Raw genomic sequence first — 17,876 nt, forward strand, 5'->3', positions numbered from 1 at the left:
GCAATAGACGTATAGTGAGAACCCGCATGGCCCCGTGACGCCCCGGTACAAAGGATTGAACCACAGGAGAAGACGATGCCCGCTTTCAAAATCCGCAGGATCAATGCCATCGCCAGGGAAGGGCTCCGGCTCTTCGGCGACAACTATGCCGTTTCCCCCGAGGAGGCCGATCCCCAGGGCATCCTGGTCCGCAGTTCCCCGGTCGATGTCGACGACTATCCGTCGCTGCTCGCCGTCGCCCGGGCCGGGGCCGGGGTCAACAACATCAATGTCGACCGCGCCACCGAGAAGGGGATCTGCGTCTTCAACACCCCCGGCGCCAACGCCAATGCGGTCGTCGATCTGGTGTTCCCGATGATCGGGGTGTGGAAACGCAATATCTATGCCGGCATCCAGTTCTGCCGCTCGCTCGCCGAGATGGAGCCGGACAAGGTCGGCGCCGAGGTCGAAAAGAAGAAGGCGGCCTTCCGCGGCGACGAAATCGCCGGCAAGACCCTCGGCGTCGTCGGCCTCGGCCAGATCGGGGTGCGGCTGGCCAACGGCGGCATCCATCGCTTCATGAAGGTCAGGGGGTTCGATCCATCACCGGCCCTGGTCCATATCCATCAGCTGCTGCCGGAGGTGACGATCTGCCGGTCAATCCGCGATACCGTCGCCACCGCCGATATCGTCAGCCTCCACCTGCCGCTCACCGATGGCACGCGGGGCATGGTCAACCGGGAATTCATCGCCAGGATGAAGAAGGGGGCGATCCTCGTCAACTACTCGCGTGGCCCGATCGTCGATCAAGAGGCGGTGATCGAGGCCCTGGACTGCGGTCATCTCGAGGCCTTCATCTGCGATTTCCCGACGGCGCGGCTCGTCGCCCACCCGAAGGTGCTGACGACCCCGCATCTCGGCGCCTCGACCGCGCAGTCGGAGGAGAACTGCGCCTGCATGGCGGTGCGGGAACTGTCCAATTATCTCGAATACGGCAATGTCGTCCACAGCGTCAACTTCCCCAATATCGAATCGACCCCGACCGACAAGGTGCATACCCGGATCATCGTCATCAACCGCGACGTGCCGGGCATGATCGCCCTCGTCTCGAACATCATCGGCCATCACGGCATCAACATCGCCAGCTATTTGAACCAATCGAACGGCAAGGTCGGCTACAACATCATCGATGTCGAATCGGCGGTGCCGCCGCAGGTCCTGGCGGATATAGAGCGGAATGCCGATGTCGTCAGGACCCGGACCATCACCTTCGCCTGAGCGATGAGGGCCCGCAAACATCCTGGCTCAGGGCCGAAGGCCGACAGTAAAAAAAACTCGACATCCAACATATCGTATTTATAAGCAAAATATGAAATATAGAAAAAATTTTCCCGCCTGAATCGCTAATCGGTACAAATAATTGAATATTCTGCATGCGGCAGCGACCGGTCTGGAATTTTTATATCGAGATAAATCAGCAAGTTAATTTGATCTTAGAGCTATATTTTTATCTGGCACGCATGTTGCTATATATCAGGCATAATCTCTTCTCTCCTTTCTCCTGGAAAAGCCGGTTCTGCGCAAGTGGAACCGGCTTTTTCCGTTGTGTCCATCCCCTGTTCCCCTGTCGATGGCCGGGATGGCTGTGAATGCGATTCCTGTCTATCTCGCCAGGTGCGCCGGCTACGACCGGGCCGCCGTGGCGTCGCTCGTCGAGGAGATGGCCGGCCCCCTTGGTCTGGCGTCGTCCTATGCCGGGCGGACCGTCATCCTCAAGCCCAACCTGATCAGCGCCTCGGCGTCCTCCCTGGCCTGCACCGATGCCGGCTTTATCGCCGGTGTGGCCCTGTGGTTTCTCGACCATGGGGCTCGGGTCCGGATCGGCGATTCCCCGGCCTTCGGCACGGCCGTCCGGGCCCTGCGGCAGCATGGGATCACCGCGGCGCTGCGTGGGCTGGCGGTCGAGCCGGTGGAGTTCGTCACCCCGGTGCCGACGGTCCTTCCCTGCGGCTGTGCCGTCGACCTCGCTGCTGAGGGCCTCGACTGCGACCTCCTCGTCAACCTGCCGAAGATCAAGGCCCACAACCAGATGTATGTGACCCTGGCGGTGAAGAACATCTTCGGCCTCGTCATCGGCATGCGCAAGGCGATGCTGCATATGCGCGAGGGAGGCCGCGGCGGGCGGTTTGTCGCGGCCATCGTCGATCTCCTTGACCTCCTGCCGCCCCACCTGGCCATCGCCGACGGCATCGTCGCCATGCACCGCGACGGACCGCTCAACGGCGAGGCGTTGGCGCTCGGCTGCGTTGCCGCCTCCGGCAACTCCATCGCCCTCGATACCGCCCTGCTGTCGCTGCTCGAACTCGATCCGTCCAGGAGCCCTCTGTGGCGCGAGGCGGCGAGGCGCGGGCTGGCCGGCAGCCGCCTGGCCGATCTCGTCTATCCGGCTGTGCCGCCGGCGGCCTTCGCCGGGGCCGGATTTTCAGCCCCGGCAGAACTCAACGGCATCCGTTTCGATCCCTTCCGATTTCTGCGGGGCATGGTGCGCCGCTTTGTCCTTGCCTTGCACCCGCAACTATGATGCAATGGAATCAGCGGATTCGCCAGGTGATAGGGGGAACAGGATGCATCTTCAAGCGACGGGATTGATTTATGTTTGAATTGGACGGGAAGATCGCGCTGGTGACCGGCGGTTCCAGGGGCATCGGCCGGGCGATCGCGATCAGGCTGGCGGAGCACGGGGCCGACCTGGTTGTCAACTACGTGCGGCATCGCAAGGACGCCGAAGCAACCGCCGAGGCGGTTGAAAAACTGGGGCGGCGCTGTCTGCTCGTCAAGGCCAATGTCGCCAACGAGGCGGATGTCAGGGCGATGTTCGGCCATCTGGCCGAGACCTACGGCCGTCATCTCGACATCCTGGTCAGCAATGCCGCCTCCGGGGTCCTCAAACCGGCCCTGGAACTGACCGAGCGCCACTGGAACTGGGCGATGGAGATCAACGCCCGGGCCCTGCTGACCCTGGTCCAGCAAGGGGTGCCGCTGATGCAGCGGGGCGGCAAGGTGATCGCGGTCTCCAGCCTCGGCGCCGTCAGGGCCATCGATAACTACACCACCATCGGGGCCTCCAAGGCGGCGCTCGAATCGCTGGTCCGTCACCTGGCGGTTGAACTCGGCCGGCTGGGGATCAACGTCAACACCATCAGCGCCGGGGCAGTCGACACCGATGCCCTGAAGCACTTTCCCAACCGCGAGGAGATCCTGGCGGCGGCAAGGGAGCGAACTCCCCTTGGACGCTTGACCACCCCGGCCGATGTCGCCGATGTCGCCCTGTTCCTCTGCAGCGACCTGTCGACGATGATCCAGGGACAGGTCATCACGGTCGACGGCGGCTACGCCATACGCGGCTGACGGGATAGACCCATGTAGAGGATGTCTGTTTCGAGTCGGCCCTTGATCAGGAGTGACGCAATCAATCGAGGGGAAGGAAATGACTGAGCGTCGCTATGCCATCGCCGACCACCACCGGTATGTCACGGTCTCCTTTCCCCCCGCCACCCGGATCACCAAAGACCTGGCGAAGGAGATCCTTGCCCGTGAAATCGAGCTTCTCAGGGGGACAGGCAAGAATGATCTCTGGGATGTCCGCGGCTGCCCGATCGACCCGGATATCAATTTCGAGAGTCTCCGGGAGATCGTCCTTTTCCCGAGAAAGAACGAGGCCAGAAAAGCGAAAAGCGGGAAGACCGCTCTGCTTGTCGACACGGCGATCGCCTTCGGAATCGTCCGGACCTTCCAGTCGATCGCCGAGGTCAAGGACCTTGGCTATGAAATCGAGGTCTTTCAGGATGAGGACAGGGCCCTCGCCTGGCTGTGCCGGACCGGCACCACGGGAGATGCGGACAACGAGCGGCATGACGGCGGGAGATAGCAGCAAAGCCCCGTCGTCCAGCTGTTTACCTCCGATGTTAATTTCCATGGAATTGAGGCGGGATGCGCAACAGTTTCGAATTTCGATCGAGTACGGTAGTGATTGCTGATAAAACATCAACCTGTTTGGTCCTGGGGGGGAGTGGAGGGAGAGGATGCGCGGAATGATGCGATGGCTGGCGCTGTTCATCCTCGCCGGGGCCGTTGCAGTCCTGGTGTGGGTGAAGACGCGGCCCCAGCCGCTCGAGATCATCATCCAGCCGGTGGTCCGCGGCAAGGTCGAGCAGACCGTCGCCAATACCCGGGCCGGCACCGTCGAGGCCTGCCGCCGGGCCAAGCTGTCGCCGAGCATCGGCGGCCAGATAGGCCGGCTGCCGATCCGCGAGGGGGATCATGTCGAGACCGGCGATCTGCTGCTCGAGATCTGGAATGAGGACCTCGCGGCCCAGCTGAAGCTGGCCGAGCTCGAGGAACAGTCCGCCCGGGCCCAGGCTGCGGCCACCTGCCTCTCGGCCGCCGAGGCCGAGCGCCAGGCGAGGCGGACCAAACAGCTCCGGGATCGGGAGGTAGTACCGGAAGAGGACGCCGACCGGGCACTCACCCAGGCCGGCGCCCTCCGCGCCCAGTGCGAGGCCGCCCGGGCGGGGGTCACGATGAGCGCGGCCCGGATCGATGTCGCCCGGGCCGGTCTGTCGCGGACCCGGCTCATCGCCCCCTTTGCCGGGGTGGTGGCCAAGATCGAGGGTGAACTCAACGAGTACGTCACCCCTTCGCCGGTCGGGGTCCAGACTCCGCCGGCGGTCGACCTGATCGAGGACAACTGCTTCTATGTCACCGCCCCGATCGATGAAGTCGACGCGGCGGCGGTGCGGGTGGGGATGACCGCCCGCATCACCCTCGACGCCTTCAAGGGGCGGCAGTTCGTGGGGAAGGTCCGCCGCATCGCCCCTATGTCCTCGACGTCGAGAAACAGGCGCGGACCGTCGATGTCGAGGCATCGTTTGTCGACAAGGGCGACTTCAAGGACCTGCTCGCCGGCTACAGCGCCGATGTCGAGATCATCCTCGCCACCAAGGCCGAAGGGCTGTATATCCCGACCGAGGCGCTGATCGACGGCAAGCGGGTCTACCTCTACTCGCCGGAGAAGAAAACGGTGCACACGGTCGAGGTGACCACCGGTCTGGCCAACTGGGCCGTCACCGAGATCGTCGCCGGGCTGGCCGAGGGCCAGCAGGTAGTGGTCAATGTCGACAAGCCGGGTCTGGCCGACGGCGCCGCCGCCGTCCCCGGCGGGGGCCGGCCGTGATCACACTGGCCGGGATCTGCCGGGAGTTCATGGTCGGTGATGAGCGGGTGGCGGCGCTGCGCGATGTCGATCTGACCATCGCCACCGGCGAGTATGTCGCCGTCATGGGGCCGTCCGGGTCGGGCAAATCGACCCTGCTCAACATCATCGGCCTCCTTGACCGCCCCGATGCCGGCACCTATCTCCTCGACAACGAGGACATAACCGGTCTGAGCGATCGGCAGCAGGCGGCGCTGCGCCGTCACAAGATCGGTTTCGTCTTCCAGTTCTTCCACCTCGTGCCGCGGATGACGGCGGCGGAGAACATCGAACTGCCGATGATCCTGGCCGGCATCGATCCGGCCGAACGGCAGCGGCGGGTGGCCGAGACCATCGAGGCCTTCGCCATCGGCAACCGGGCCCGGCACCGGCCGGACCAGCTCTCCGGCGGGCAGCGGCAGCGGGTGGCGATCGCCCGGGCGGTCATCATGCAGCCCCATACCCTGCTCGCCGACGAGCCCACCGGCAACCTCGACCGGGTGTCGGGCGGCGAGGTCATCGACATCCTCGAAGGCCTCAATCACCAGGGGCTCACGCTGATCATGGTGACCCACGACCCGGAACTGGGCCACCGGGCCGGGCGGCGGATCCGGATGGTCGACGGGCGGATCGAGTCCGATTACTGACTGCGGCCCGGGAGGCGACGACCCATGTACCTGCGCGACATCATCGGTTTCAGCCTGCGGGCCTCGCTCGGTTATCCCACCAGGACCGCGCTGATGCTGCTGGCGATGGCCATCGGCGTCGGCTCGGTGGTCATCCTCTCGTCCCTGGGGGAAGGGGCCCGCCACTATGTCATCGGTCAGTTTTCCAACATCGGCACCAACCTGATCATCGTTCTCCCCGGCCGGTCGGAAACGGTCGGCGGCCCGCCGCCGCTGCTCGGCATCACCCCGCGCGATCTGACTCTCGACGACGCCATGGCGCTGCGCCGCTCGTCGGCGATCCGTTACGTGGCGCCGCTTGTCGTCGGCGCCGCCCCGGTGTCGGCGGGGGTGCGGCAGCGGGAAACCACCGTCCTCGGCTCGACCCCGTCGCTGTTTGCGCTCCGCCAGTTGGAGATGGCCCAGGGCCGTTTCCTGCCGGAGGGCGACCCGACCCGGGCGGCGGCGATCTGCGTCCTCGGCTATGAGATCAAGACCGAACTGTTCGGGGCGGCCCCGGCCGTCGGCGAGTCGGTCCGGATCGGCGACCGGCGTTTCCGGGTGATCGGGGTGCTGTCGGACAAGGGGGAGTCGGTGGGGATGGACATGGGCGATATCGTCATCGTTCCCGTGGCCTCGTCCCAGGCCCTGTTCAACACCTCCTCGCTGTTCCGGATCATGATCGAGGCCAGCGACCGCGACGCCACCGGCCGGGCGAAGGAGGCGATCGCCGCGATCATCCGCGAGCGCCATGACGGCGAGGACGATGTCACCATCATCACCCAGGATGCGATTCTCGCCACCTTCGACCGGATCTTCGTCGCCCTGACCCTGACGGTGGCCGGCATCGCCGCCATCAGCCTGGCCGTGGCCGGGATCCTGATCATGAACGTGATGCTGATCGCCGTCTCCCAGCGCCGTTCCGAGGTCGGCCTGCTCAAGGCCATCGGTGCCCCGGGCAACCGGATACCGACCCTCTTCCTGGCCGAGGCGGCGATCCTGTCGCTGATCGGTGCCGCCTTCGGCCTGGCCTTGGTCGTGGTCGGCATCTGGGTGCTCGGCCGGGTCTTTCCCGACTTCCCGCTCTCGATGCCGCTGTGGTCGCTCGCGGCCGCCGTCGGCGTGGCCCTCGGCACCGGTCTGATCTTCGGCGTCCTGCCGGCGCGGCGGGCGGCCCGGATCGACCCGGTCCAGTCGCTGTCGCGGAGGTGAGGGCCATGTTGCTGCGCGATCTGATCAAGCTCTCCCTCGGTTCCCTGGTCGACCAGCGGCTGCGCAGCTTCCTCACGGTCCTCGGCATCGCCGTCGGCATCGCCTCGGTGGTCCTTCTGACCTCGATCGGCGAGGGGGTGCGGCGGTTCATGCTTTCCGAGTTCACCCAGTTCGGCACCAACCTGATCAGCATCAATCCCGGCAAGACCACGACGATCGGGGTCTCCGGGGCGATCATCAACAACATCCGGCCGCTCTCGATCGCCGACGAGGAGGCACTGCGGCGGATCGCCGGGGTCATCGACACCATTGCCGTGGTCCAGGGCAACGCCCCGGTCGAAAGGGAGAAACGCAGCCGCCACACGACGATCCTCGGGGTCGGGCCGACGGCGGCGGCGGTCTTCACGATCGACGTGGCCCGGGGGCGGTTCCTGCCGGTCGACGACCAGCGGGCGGCGCGGGCCTATGTCGCCCTTGGCAGCAAGGTGGCCTTCGAACTCTTCCGGGAGACAAGCCCCTTGGGCAAAATCGTCCGGATCGGCGGTGAACGCTACCGGGTGATCGGGTGATGGAATCGAAGGGCCAGATGCTCGGCTTCGATCTCGACGACGCGGTTTACATCCCAACGATCCGGGCCATGAGCCTGTTCAATCTCGACAGCCTGATGGAGATCGATCTCCTCTACCAGGCCGGCATCGAGTCCAAAACCGTCGCCGACCAAGCCAGACGGGTGCTGATCGCCCGTCATGGGGCCGAGGACTTCACCCTCACCATCCAGGAGGAGATGCTCGATGTCCTCGGCTCGGTGCTCGACATCATCACCCTCTCGGTCGGCGGACTCGGCGCCATCTCGCTGCTGGTCGGCGGGGTCGGGATCCCGACGATCATGACCATCGCCGTCACCGAGCGGACCCCGGAGGTCGGACTGCTGCGGGCGATCGGCGCCGGGCGGGGCCAGATCCTGCTGCTGTTCATCGGCGAGGCGGTGGTGCTGGCGGCCATCGGCGGTCTCTGCGGCCTGGTGATCGGGGCGGGCGGGGCCTGGCTGCTGGGGGCCCTCGTCCCCAGCCTGCCGACCCACACCCCGTGGCTGTACGTCCTGTACGCCGAGATCCTGGCGGCGGCGATCGGCCTGCTGGCCGGGGTGCTGCCGGCCCGCCATGCCGCTGGTCTCGATCCGATCGAGGCCCTGCGGGCCGAGTGACGGGAGGCTGGCAATGGGTGGTGCCGGCCGGCAACTGACCTGGAGTGGGGTGACGAGATGAACTCCATTGCAAAAAGGAGAGCAGTGATGAGTGATATCCATGCCGTCCGCGCCGGCCGGCTGATCGACGGCAGCGGCGGACCTCCCGAGCGCAGCGTGCTGGTGCGGATAAAGGACGGGACCATCGCGGCGATTACACCGTATGGGCCGGGCGATGTGGCTGACTCCCCGTCGATCATCGATCTGTCCTGCGCCGTCCTCTGTCCGCCCTTCATCGACTGTCATGTCCACCTCGCCCTATCCGGCACGACCGATCTCCAGCTGAGAAGGCGGCTGGCCGAGGCAGGCTATGCGGATATCCGGCCGGTCATCCGGCGCCATCTCGACGACCTTTTCGCTCACGGCGTTCTCGCGGTACGCGATGCCGGTCACAGGCACGGATTTCTCCAGCATTACGTCGAAGAGCCGGTCCCGACAGGATCGCCGCCGGTCGTCATATGGGCCGCTGGTCAGACGGAGTGTGCCGGGGTCACGGTCATGGTCCACGCCAACGGCCGGGAGCCGGTACACACGGCCATCACCGCCGGTTGCGATGCGATCGTCCATGGCTGCGGGATGGGGCGGGACAACCTGGAGCGGATGGCGGAGAGGGGGGTGGTCCTGATCCCGACCCTCCAGGCGATGAAGGCCGCCGTCGAACAGGCGGCCGATCCATCGGCGAAAAAGCTCGCCGCCAAGGCCCTCGCCACGCAGCTCGAGCAGGTGGCCCTGGCACGGGAACTGGGGGTGACGGTGGCCCTCGGCACCGATGCCGGCAGCCCCGGCGTCCTCCATGGCGAGGCGGTGGTCGAGGAGTTGAAACTGCTGATCCGGGCGGGGTTTTCCCTCACCGAGGCGGTCCGCTGCGCGACGGTCAACGGTGCCGATCTGCTTGGCCTCGACCGGGGGCGCATCGCCGTCGGCAGCCGGGCCGATTTTCTCGTCGCCCGCGGGACGCCGGCCCAGCTGCCGCGCAAGTTCTCGTATCTCGAGGCGATCTGGCTGGCCGGTCGCCCCAGCCCGATCTATCAGAAGAATCCACAAAGGAGCGAGCGATAATGCAATGGCAGCAGGATAACTACACATTGAAGGAGCCGGGAAAATTCATGGAGATCGTCCGCCCCAACCCCTATCATGCCGCTCACTCCAGCGGATGAGCCGATCTCGGTCGGTCGCCGGTATCGATCGGGTTGATCGCCGTCCGCCATCGTTTTCACAGATTTGACAACCGGGGTGGGAGGCCATTTAATGAAATGAGGAGAGCGGGTGGAAAAATGATGGCGGTAATCGCGACAGGGACCGGATCCGGTGCATCTGTCGGGTGTCGGGTGGGTGCGGGGTGAGACGATGCCGGCGAGAAAGGGGATGGAGATGGTACGACGACTGGGCCTTGCGCTGCTTGTGAGTTTCCTGCTGCTGAGTGCGTATCCCGCCGGTGCGGAGGTAGCTGACGGCAAACGGCCGGATGCGCCCGAGTCGATCAGGGTGGTGATGGACAACAACTATCCCCCCTATGTCTTTCTCGGCGGCGATGGCCGGGTCCAGGGCCTGCTCGTCGACCAGTGGCGGCTGTGGGAAGGCAAGACCGGCATCAGGGTCGAGATCATGGCCATGGATTGGAACGATGCCCTCGCCGGGATGCGGGAAGGCCGGTTCGACGTCATCGACACCATCTTCAAGACCGAGGAGCGCCAGGGATGGCTGGATTTTACCGAACCCTACGCCCGGCTGGAGGTTCCGGTCTTCTTCAACAAGGAAATCAGTGGCATAACCGACATCGAATCCCTGCGGGGCTTTGCCGTCGCCGCCAAAAAGGGGGATGCCGTGGTCGAACTCCTCCAACGCCACGACATCGACAACCTGGTGCTGTTCACCGGTTATGAGGAGATTGTCCGGGCGGCGATGGAGCACAAGGTCAACGTGTTTGCCGTCGACAAACCGCCGGCCCTCTACTTCCTGTACAAATACGGGATCCAGGACAGGTTCAGGGAATCCGAGCCCCTCTATGTCGGCGAGTTCCACCGTGCCGTCGGCAAGGGAAATGCCGCTTTGCTCAAGGCAGTCGAGGCGGGCTTCGCTCGGATCTCGGCAACGGAATTCAAGGCGATCGAGCGGAGGTGGTATGGCGCCTCGATCAGCAGCCTCATCCCCTATCGTCTCATCCTGCCGGCGCTTGCCCTGCTGCTGCTCCTGATTCTGGTCCTGATCGGCTGGAATCAGATGTTGAAACGGGCGGTGGCCCGGCGCACCGACGATCTCAGGCTCAGTGAGGAGAGATACCGCCTGCTGTTCAACGTCGGATCGGACGCGCTGCTCGTAGTCGATGCCGACACGCATCAGCTGATCAATGTCAATGAGGCGGCGGTCGAACTGTATGGCTACTCGCGGGAGGAACTGCTCACCCTCCGCAACACCGACCTGTTCGCCGACCCCAAAGACAGCGGTCGTCAGGCCGTCAGCAGCAGCGGCAGGCTGCACATTCCGCTGCGGTACCACCGGAAAAAGGACGGCACCGTCTTTCCGGTGGAGATATCCTGCAGTTTTTTTGAGCTCAATGGACAGCATTTGCGCCTGGCGGCGATGCGGGATATCAGCGAGCGGATGCGGACGGAACAGGAATTGCGGGAGAGCCGCCGGTTTCTGAGCGAATTGATAGAGAACAGCGGCAACCTCATCTTCGTCAAGGATCACGATGGCCGCTATACCATGGTCAACCGCAAATGGGAGAGTACCAGCGGGTTGCTGCGCGAGAACGCCATCGGTCGGACCGACCACGAGTTGTTCGCTGCCGCCGATGCCGAACAGTTTCGTCGCCACGATCTCGAGGTAATGGAATCGGGGCAGGTGATCGAGCAGGAAGAGTACCTCGAGGATGCCAAGGGGCGGCGGACCTTTTGGTCGATCAAGTTCCCGCTGTTCGATGGCGAGGGCAGGATCAGCGGGATCTGCGGCATGGTGGCCGATCTGACGGAACGGCGTCAGGCCGAAGAGGAAAGGGAAAGGCTTCGTGAACAGCTGGCACAGGGACGCAAGATGGAGTCAGTCGGACGTCTTGCCGGGGGGATTGCCCATGATTTCAATGATATGATTGGTATGATCCTTGGCCATGTGGAGCAGGCGCTGTCGAACATCAAGCCGGACGACCAGCTCCACGAAAATCTCCGGGAGATCGAGACGGCGGCAAGGAGATCGGCCGATCTCACCCGTCAGCTCCTCGCCTTCGCCCGGCGGCAGACGGTCATGCCGAAGGTGCTGGACATCAACGATGCCGTGGCCGGCATGCTCAAGATGCTGGACCGGCTGATCGGCGAAAACATCGAGGTGCTCTGGCGGCCGGGTGCGAATATCTGGCCGGTGTGGATCGATCCTTCCCAGATCGACCAGATCGTGGCGAACCTGTGCACCAATTCGCGGGATGCGATCGCCGAGGCCGGCAGGATTGTCATCGCCACCGAAAATGTCGGTCTCAGCAATTCGTTCTGCACCGGCCATGAGGGATGCACCGCCGGTGAATTTGTCCTGCTCTCGGTCGCCGACAATGGCTGCGGCATGGATGAGGACGTCATCGACATGCTGTTCGAGCCGTTTTACACCACCAAGGAGATGGGCAGGGGGAGTGGACTCGGGCTGTCGACGGTCTACGGCATCGTCCGCCAGAACAACGGCTTCATCAAGGTCGACAGCAAGGTGGGCAAGGGAACGACCATCAGGGTCTACCTGCCGCGGTATGTCGAGGCCGGTGACCGGAGGGAGGGGCTGAAGACCGTCGGCGGATATTCGACCGGTCATGCAACGGTGCTGCTGGTCGAGGATGAGCCGGCCATCCTGGGCATGGCCAGAGAGATGCTGGAAAAAATCGGCTGCACCGTCCTGACGGCGACCACGCCGGTGGAGGCCATCAATCGGGTTGCCGAATACGGCGGCACGATCAACCTGCTGGTCACCGATGTCATCATGCCGGAGATGAACGGTTGGGAACTTTCCCGGAAACTGCAGGCTATCCAGCCCGGCCTGAAGCTGCTGTTCACCTCGGGCTATCCCGCCGATGTGATCGCCCGCCACGATGCCCTGGCGGAAGCCGTCCACTTTATCCATAAACCCTTCACGTTCGACGACCTGGCGGCCAAAGTTCACGAGGCCCTGGAGATCTGAGCGACGGCAGGGCGTCGTGACGGGTTCCGGACAGTGATCCTGCGTTGGACCGGTCCTCAGCTGTCGGTGTCGAGGACCTCGCGCAACTTTCGCAGCAACTGGGTTGGAGTCGCCGGTTTGGATATGAAATTGAGATGTTGTTCAAGGATGCCCTGCCGATGGATGATATCGGCGGTGTAGCCGCTGGTGAACAGGGCCTTGATGCCGGGTCGCCGCCGCCGGATCTCTTCAAAGACTTCCCGGCCGTTCTTCCTGGGCATGATGACGTCGAGGAGAAGGCAGTCGATCCGTTCGCCATACTTCTGATACTGCCGCAGGGCCTCCTCGCCGTCCGCCGCCTCGATCACCCGGTATCCGAACTGCTCCAGGACCCCCTTCTCGAGCCGGCGAAGGATCTCGTCGTCCTCGATCAGCAGAATCGTTTCGTCACCTCCGCGCGGCGTCGTGCTGTGGTTGATACCCTTTTCGGTGATGGCCGTGGTCGCCGGCAGGTAGATCCTGAAGGTCGTGCCCTGTCCCACCTCACTGGTGACATTGACTTCACCGTTGTGCTGCCTGACGATGCCGTAGAGGATGGACAGGCCCAGGCCGGTTCCCCTGCCCATATCCTTGGTGGTGAAGAATGGCTCGAAGATCCGCTGCCGGGTGGTCTCGTCCATACCCGTGCCGGTGTCGGAAACGGCTATTTCGACGTACCGCCCGGGCGTGAGGGTGGCGCAGGCGGCAACATCATGGCCATTGACATCGAGGCCCCGGGTGATGATGTGGAGCCTGCCGCCATGATCCATGGCATCCCGGCCGTTGGTGGCGAGGTTCATCAGCACCTGCTCGATCTGCCCTCTGTCGGCGAGGACGACCAGCTGTTCATCGGCCAGGGAGGTCACCAGTTCGATATCCTCGCCGATGATCCGCGACAGGAAGGACCTGAACTGCCTGATGCAGTCGTTGATGTCGAGCGGTCTGGTCTCCATCTCCTGGGTGCGGCTGAAGGTGAGAAGGCTCCTGGTGAGCGCCGCCGCCCGCTGTGATGACCGCAGGATCTCGTCGACATAGGAGCGGCAGGGATCTCCATCGTCGATTCGCATCTGCAGCAGGTTGGAATAGCCGATGATCGCCGTCAGGATGTTGTTGAAGTCGTGGGCGATGCCGCCGGTCAGGGTGCCCATGGCCTCCATCTTCTGGGTCTGGCGCAGCTGCATCTCGAGTTTTTTCTTCTCGGTGATATCCTCGAAGGTCCCGTCGATCCAGTCGATCAGCCCGGAACTGTCATGGTGGGCCTTGGCGTTGACGGCAACCCAGATAGTCGAGCCGTCTTCCTTCCGCATCTGAATCTGACGGTCGGTGAGGTCTCCGGTCAGTTGCAGGTCGTCCAGCAGCTGATCGTTACCCTGGCCATCGGCGTAAAGGGAGGTGACGGAGGCGGCCATCATTTCCCCCATCGTATCGAAGCCGAACATGGCCGCCATCGCCGGGTTGATCTGGATGAACCGGCCCTCGGCATCCGGCGATCGGCGGTAGACCCCGAGGGTCAGATTGTCGACCAGGGTGTGGAAACGCTCCTCGCTGTCGCGCAGGGCGGTTTCGGCGATGCTGCGCCGATGGATGTTGATCAGGAGGACGACCAGGGCGATGAACATCCCGGTGAATCCGATGGCGAGGCCCCAGATCAGTTTTTTGTTCACCGTGTAGAAGGAGGGAGGACGGTTGATGATGTCGCTGCCCTCGGGCAGGTCTTCCGGCCGGATGGCGAATCGCTGCATCTGCTTGAAATCGAAGCGATAGCGATTCGGACTCTTCATCACGATCGGGATCGTTTCCGCCGGCTCCCCATCGAGGATACGTCGGGCGAGCCGGCCGGCGGTCCTGCCCTGGGAATATCCGCTGGTCAACATGCCGCCGACGATGCCGTAGCCGAGATGGAAATCCCAGAGCCCGTAGACCGGCACCTTGCTTCGAAGCGACAATTCGCCCGGCACCTCGAAAAAATCGATATAGGCGCCGCTCTGGTCCTGCTGGTAGACGGTGAGCAGGACGAGATGATCGTCGGGGAGAGAGGATATGTGGGCGATGAGATCCTTGGCCGCCATGTCCGGGACGATCTGCAGCCCCACCCGGCCGCTGTAGCGGGGGTACAGTTCGAGCAGCTGGCTCTCGACGATGCGGCCGGTCGTCGTCTGGTCGGTGATGATATTGATCGTCCTGGTGCCGGGGTGGAGCATCAGCATCAGGTCGACGGTGGCCCCGATGTCCGCATCCTCGTTGACTCCGGTATAGTATCGGCGATCGGCAATCTCCTCCGGGGCGAACCAGTTGATGCCGCAGAATACCACCGGGACCTGACCGAAGATGTCGTCGCGGAAGAGCAGGAGAAAGTCGAGGGCGTCGTTGTCGGTGGCGATGATCAGGTCGAATCGGGTTTTCCGGTACTTGGTCGAGTACAGGGAACGCAGGGTGGCGGAATAGATGGGGCCGTGGATCCATTTGGTGCCCATGAACTCGATGAAGAAGCTGCAGTCGTTCCTGTCCGGATCAAGGTTCTCGAGGATGCCCTTGAGTTGCTTGTCCGTCCATTTGTACCCCTGATGATAGGAGTTGAGGACCAGCACATTCTTCTTGTCGGCAGCCATGGCGACCGATGTCCACAGGAAGAAGACGGTGGCGGCAAGAAGAAGGAGCGGACGTAAACAGCGCACGATGAATTTCTCCACAATAACGGGGCCGCCTGGTGTAACGTCGTCGGATTGAATGATCCGGTGCGGCACTCCGGGCCAGGCGTCACCCGGTCTCCGGATTGCGATGGCGTGGTCGGCCGGCCGCCTGGCGCTCCTCCGTTTCACGGTACATGCCGTCGGGACGAACGGTGGTATTGAACGCCCGGACTGATTGCCGCAGGCCTTCCTCAGTCCGGCTCTATAACATATTTTTTGCGGATTGCCTCGAACGATCCCTTGGCTTTGGCCCGGACATAGGCATCCCGGATTCTGTCGAGCAGTTCTGGCGGAACGGATTTCTTCGATACCCCGAAATAGACCCATCTGCCGGACTCGTCCTGGATGAACGTGGGTGCGTAGGCGTTGCTTTCCGGCACCCTGATCCGCATCTCGCAGCCGAGCCCGATTTCAACCGACGCCAGGAGTTGGATGATGAGCAGGAGCAGAGGCGTAAACCTGTTCATCTCCGGCCCGACTTCATCGGTTTGTCTTTTTGATGACGGTTAAGCCGGAGCGGCCGGTACCGGTACTCCGGGGACGTGGAGGTCCGGTCCGCCGGTCTGTCATCCCGACTGCAACCGGGGAACGAATCTTCAACAGGTATATGCACCACCGCCAGATATCGCATGGAAATTCCCGAGGTAATCGCTGCGTCAGTGCCACTCGAAGTGGGCCCGGATATTCTTGGCAACGATATTGATCGGCTGGGAGACGGCCCGGGGGAAATGAGCGACGTTCGGAATGGCCGGACTGATCGAATGGACGCCGACCACCGCGGTACGGACGAAATGCCAGCCGGCCTCGAGGAAGGCGTCGATATAGGTCTGGGCATCCGGATAGGGAATCGGAAAGAGTGGGTTCGGGTCCGGCAGCAGGCTGAAGATGACGTTGGGGCAGTTCCGCCTTGCGACCTCGGCGAGGAAATCCCGGGCGTTCGTCTTCGATTCCTGCAGGGTCGAAACCCGGGCATAGATCCTGATCGTCGTGCCGTCCAGCAGCTGGATATCCCGGTCGCTCCGGTTGAAGCAGCCGGTGAGACTGCGCAGCAGCGATGACTTACGCGTTCCCGGCTCGCCAATGATCAGATAGGCATTCACGTCTTTCTCCTTTTTTCTCTGGGCGCCGCTCAATTAGGCATTGACTCTGCAATGAAATAGACCGCCACCTTGGGGCTCAGCCCTTTTTGGCCCCCGGTTCGAGCCGCATGATGCACTTCCGGAAGAGATGTTTGCCATGAACCGTTATCAGGTCCCCCGATTGCCTTTTCAACGCGCCGAGGTCGCCGGCGACCACCGGGCCGATAAGTTTCATGTATTCGTATATGATCCGCAGGTTCCCCGAGTGGAACGAGACATGCAAGCCATTGGCCCACAGCGCGGTCTTGCCGAACATCCCGCTGATATGGGAGGAGACCAGGTTGTGCTCGTCGGCGTTGTCGAAGATGAAGGTCGTCACACCCAGTGCCTTCAACCGCTGGGCCAGGGGGCGGATCTCATTCTCCAGGGCCTTCGATTTGGCCGGCTGCCTCTGGCTGGCGGCGAAGATGATCAGACCATGCAGGGAGGTGTGTTCGGCCTCATCCAGGGCGTAGCGGAGGATCGCCGGGATATCGAAGTCGCAGGGGCCACCCTTGACCGTTTCGGCGAATTGCTGCAGCACGCTGTGTTTGCGGATCACCCTCAGGCTGGCATTGAGCCGGGCCTCGTTGTCCTGCCGGGTAATGCAGATCAGCCGTTTGCTGACATCCGTTCCCATCTCGTGGAAAGACTGGGCCAGGAAGGGCATGTAGTCGGTGATGACCGATGTCCAGAATGATTCGTTCATGTAGGTCGAGTCAACCGCAAGAATAACATTATAAATTTTCGTGTTTTCCGTCATTTTGCATCCTTGTTCGAAGGGGATCGCACTGCACCGAAATCATGGGAAAACCGGGAAGATCATCCAATATGCCGTTTTTCTCTCACATTTTCAAGCATCTCGACTGCTTCCAGAGAACATTGTGCCGTATCGATACGAGGAACCCGCCCAGGACGAGCGAACCAGGCGGAAGACACGGTCGGTCAGGCCGGTGGGCGGACAATGGCCGGGACGCGTCCGCCACAGGGTTGGTCTGTCGTCCGGCAGCACCGATCTACAACAGCTTTTTAATATGGCGGGCGAGCAGTTTGAGATCCTTGTACTGGTGGTTGTCTCCCGGAATTTCGACGATCTCTGCCGCCTTCATGCCGGATATCTCCTGCCGCAGGCTGGCGCAGGACCCGACGATGTCATGGGCCTGCTGGATGAAGAGCAGGGGAATGCCCAGGCCTGCCACCAACCGGCGCAGATCGATATCCTTCTCCCGGAAACCGCTCACCGGAGTGCCGATCAAAATCATTTTCTTCGGGGCGATGACCCCCTTGCCGCAGGCGACCAGGCCGATCATCACCCCCAGGGATTTGGCGATCAGGATGTCGATGTCGCGCCCTCTCAGGTTCTCGACCTCACCGTTGAAATCGAGGCATTGATCACCGCCGCCATCCCAATGGGCGTAGTGCTGCACGGCCATGGTCCGGTCCGGCCCTTCTAGCTCCTTCAGCAGGTTGGCGGCCCATTTTTCCGTCTTCTGGTTGATTCCCGGCAAGACGAAGATGTTCATGGTGTCCTCCGTGTGGTATTCCGAT

The 17,876-nt window shown here is 62.9% G+C and carries 17 protein-coding genes; 12 read left to right on the forward strand and 5 right to left on the reverse strand.

The features are described 5' to 3' along the window. The first annotated feature begins 75 nt into the window (after positions 1-75). From ACWGKN_RS01135 to ACWGKN_RS01190, 12 genes are all read left to right on the forward strand, one after another. Positions 76-1,257, forward strand: coding sequence for a 3-phosphoglycerate dehydrogenase family protein (locus ACWGKN_RS01135; protein WP_424254502.1), 1,182 nt, complete (start codon positions 76-78; stop codon positions 1,255-1,257). Between the two features lie 367 nt (positions 1,258-1,624). Further along, the gene (locus ACWGKN_RS01140; RefSeq protein WP_452094510.1) at positions 1,625-2,560 is read left to right on the forward strand and encodes a DUF362 domain-containing protein; all 936 of its coding nucleotides are present in this window, start codon (positions 1,625-1,627) and stop codon (positions 2,558-2,560) included. 80 nt (positions 2,561-2,640) lie between these two features. Then, complete coding sequence (gene fabL / locus ACWGKN_RS01145) at positions 2,641-3,387, forward strand: enoyl-[acyl-carrier-protein] reductase FabL (RefSeq protein WP_452094568.1); 747 nt, start codon at positions 2,641-2,643, stop codon at positions 3,385-3,387. Between the two features lie 79 nt (positions 3,388-3,466). Further along, positions 3,467-3,907: a hypothetical protein gene (locus ACWGKN_RS01150; protein ID WP_452094511.1), complete on the forward strand. Its 441-nt coding sequence runs from the start codon at positions 3,467-3,469 to the stop codon at positions 3,905-3,907. A gap of 163 nt (positions 3,908-4,070) precedes the next feature. Further along, positions 4,071-5,015 (forward strand): efflux RND transporter periplasmic adaptor subunit, encoded by a 945-nt coding sequence (locus ACWGKN_RS01155; RefSeq protein ID WP_452094512.1) that lies wholly within the window; start codon positions 4,071-4,073, stop codon positions 5,013-5,015. 44 nt (positions 5,016-5,059) lie between these two features. Then, complete coding sequence (locus ACWGKN_RS01160; RefSeq protein WP_452094513.1) at positions 5,060-5,212, forward strand: hypothetical protein; 153 nt, start codon at positions 5,060-5,062, stop codon at positions 5,210-5,212. Continuing rightward, on the forward strand, positions 5,209-5,877 hold the full coding sequence (locus ACWGKN_RS01165; protein ID WP_035228728.1) for an ABC transporter ATP-binding protein: 669 nt from the start codon (positions 5,209-5,211) through the stop codon (positions 5,875-5,877). The genes ACWGKN_RS01160 and ACWGKN_RS01165 overlap by 4 nt, the downstream gene beginning before the upstream one ends. Positions 5,878-5,901: 24 nt before the next feature. Beyond that, complete coding sequence (locus ACWGKN_RS01170) at positions 5,902-7,107, forward strand: ABC transporter permease (protein ID WP_452094514.1); 1,206 nt, start codon at positions 5,902-5,904, stop codon at positions 7,105-7,107. A gap of 5 nt (positions 7,108-7,112) precedes the next feature. Next, a complete protein-coding gene (locus ACWGKN_RS01175) occupies positions 7,113-7,676 on the forward strand; it encodes an ABC transporter permease (protein WP_452094515.1) in 564 nt (187 codons plus the stop codon). Continuing rightward, complete coding sequence (locus ACWGKN_RS01180; protein WP_452094516.1) at positions 7,676-8,311, forward strand: ABC transporter permease; 636 nt, start codon at positions 7,676-7,678, stop codon at positions 8,309-8,311. Before ACWGKN_RS01175 ends, ACWGKN_RS01180 begins: the two co-directional genes overlap by 1 nt. An 87-nt stretch (positions 8,312-8,398) precedes the next feature. Continuing rightward, positions 8,399-9,409, forward strand: a complete 1,011-nt coding sequence (locus ACWGKN_RS01185; protein ID WP_452094517.1) for an amidohydrolase family protein — start codon at positions 8,399-8,401, stop codon at positions 9,407-9,409. Between the two features lie 312 nt (positions 9,410-9,721). Beyond that, the gene (locus ACWGKN_RS01190; protein WP_452094518.1) at positions 9,722-12,502 is read left to right on the forward strand and encodes a PAS domain S-box protein; all 2,781 of its coding nucleotides are present in this window, start codon (positions 9,722-9,724) and stop codon (positions 12,500-12,502) included. Positions 12,503-12,558: 56 nt separating this feature from the next. Here the strand turns inward: ACWGKN_RS01190 and ACWGKN_RS01195 are convergent, their stop codons facing one another. The 5 genes from ACWGKN_RS01195 to ACWGKN_RS01215 all read right to left on the reverse strand — a co-directional run bounded on the left by ACWGKN_RS01195 (position 12,559) and on the right by ACWGKN_RS01215 (position 17,851). Continuing rightward, positions 12,559-15,195 carry an ABC transporter substrate binding protein gene (locus tag ACWGKN_RS01195; protein WP_452094519.1) on the reverse strand — a complete coding sequence of 879 codons (2,637 nt, stop codon included), beginning with the start codon at positions 15,193-15,195 and terminating at the stop codon, positions 12,559-12,561. Positions 15,196-15,401: 206 nt separating this feature from the next. Then, complete coding sequence (locus tag ACWGKN_RS01200) at positions 15,402-15,677, reverse strand: hypothetical protein (protein WP_035233193.1); 276 nt, start codon at positions 15,675-15,677, stop codon at positions 15,402-15,404. Positions 15,678-15,866: 189 nt separating this feature from the next. Next, on the reverse strand, positions 15,867-16,310 hold the full coding sequence (locus tag ACWGKN_RS01205) for a hypothetical protein (RefSeq protein ID WP_452094520.1): 444 nt from the start codon (positions 16,308-16,310) through the stop codon (positions 15,867-15,869). A gap of 76 nt (positions 16,311-16,386) precedes the next feature. Next, on the reverse strand, positions 16,387-17,091 hold the full coding sequence (locus ACWGKN_RS01210) for a hypothetical protein (protein WP_035233197.1): 705 nt from the start codon (positions 17,089-17,091) through the stop codon (positions 16,387-16,389). Positions 17,092-17,344: 253 nt separating this feature from the next. After that, a complete protein-coding gene (locus ACWGKN_RS01215) occupies positions 17,345-17,851 on the reverse strand; it encodes a hypothetical protein (protein WP_035233199.1) in 507 nt (168 codons plus the stop codon). Positions 17,852-17,876 lie beyond the last annotated feature (25 nt).

The sequence above is a fragment of the Desulfoprunum sp. genome (genome assembly GCF_053613775.1).

Coding starts and splice junctions, on each gene's coding strand:
- ACWGKN_RS01155 (WP_452094512.1), top strand. CDS start 4,071: ATGATGCGATGGCTGGCGCTGTTCATCCTCGCCGGGGCCGTTGCAGTC.
- ACWGKN_RS01210 (WP_035233197.1), bottom strand. CDS start 17,091: ATGACGGAAAACACGAAAATTTATAATGTTATTCTTGCGGTTGACTCG.
- ACWGKN_RS01215 (WP_035233199.1), bottom strand. CDS start 17,851: ATGAACATCTTCGTCTTGCCGGGAATCAACCAGAAGACGGAAAAATGG.
- ACWGKN_RS01170 (WP_452094514.1), top strand. CDS start 5,902: ATGTACCTGCGCGACATCATCGGTTTCAGCCTGCGGGCCTCGCTCGGT.
- ACWGKN_RS01180 (WP_452094516.1), top strand. CDS start 7,676: ATGGAATCGAAGGGCCAGATGCTCGGCTTCGATCTCGACGACGCGGTT.
- ACWGKN_RS01200 (WP_035233193.1), bottom strand. CDS start 15,677: ATGAACAGGTTTACGCCTCTGCTCCTGCTCATCATCCAACTCCTGGCG.
- ACWGKN_RS01135 (WP_424254502.1), top strand. CDS start 76: ATGCCCGCTTTCAAAATCCGCAGGATCAATGCCATCGCCAGGGAAGGG.
- ACWGKN_RS01190 (WP_452094518.1), top strand. CDS start 9,722: ATGGTACGACGACTGGGCCTTGCGCTGCTTGTGAGTTTCCTGCTGCTG.
- ACWGKN_RS01175 (WP_452094515.1), top strand. CDS start 7,113: ATGTTGCTGCGCGATCTGATCAAGCTCTCCCTCGGTTCCCTGGTCGAC.
- ACWGKN_RS01150 (WP_452094511.1), top strand. CDS start 3,467: ATGACTGAGCGTCGCTATGCCATCGCCGACCACCACCGGTATGTCACG.
- ACWGKN_RS01185 (WP_452094517.1), top strand. CDS start 8,399: ATGAGTGATATCCATGCCGTCCGCGCCGGCCGGCTGATCGACGGCAGC.